Genomic DNA, 615 nt, shown 5'->3' with positions numbered 1-615 from the left:
ACCCCGCCGGTCGCGGGTGAGCCGCGCAGGACCCCGGGTGCCCGCTCGTCGCGGGCGAGCGCGGCCAGCCCGGCAAGGAGCTCGTCCCGGCCGGCGGCGACGACGGCGGCCCGGTGGGCCATGGCCGACCGGGTGGTCGCGAGCGACCAGGCCACGTCCGCCGGGTCGAGGCCGGGCGCGGCCTCCAGGTGGGCCCGCAGCCGGGCCGCCTGGGTGCGCAGGGCCGCCGGCGTGGCCGCCGACAGCAGCACGGGCCGCGGTGCCGGCCCGTCGGCCGGCGCGCTCTCCGCCTCGGCGGGAGGCTGCTCGATGATCGTGTGGGCGTTCGTACCGCTGATGCCGAACGCGGAGACCCCGGCCCGCCGGGGCCGGTCGGTGCGCGGCCACGCCACCGCGTCGGTGAGCAGCTCGACGGCGCCGGCGGACCAGTCGACGTGCGGCGACGGCTCGTCGGCGTGCAGCGTCTTCGGCATGACGCCGTGCCGCATGGCGAGCACCATCTTGATCACACCGCCGACACCGGCCGCGGCCTGGCTGTGGCCGATGTTCGACTTGAGCGAGCCGAGCCGGAGCGGCTCGGTACGGTCCTGGCCGTAGGTGGCCAGCAGCGCCTGC

At 78.2% G+C, this 615-nt stretch carries 1 protein-coding gene; it reads right to left on the bottom strand.

Translation table 11 applies throughout. The features are described 5' to 3' along the window. Window positions 1-615: ketoacyl-synthetase C-terminal extension domain-containing protein (locus tag Voc01_RS52675; protein WP_203935348.1), on the bottom strand; the 615-nt coding region annotated here is incomplete at both ends.

The organism is Virgisporangium ochraceum (genome assembly GCF_016863655.1).
Classification (GTDB): Bacteria; Actinomycetota; Actinomycetes; order Mycobacteriales; family Micromonosporaceae; genus Virgisporangium; species Virgisporangium ochraceum.
Note: the sequence above shows the minus strand (reverse complement) of the source record. Positions and strands in the feature narration are given on the sequence as shown.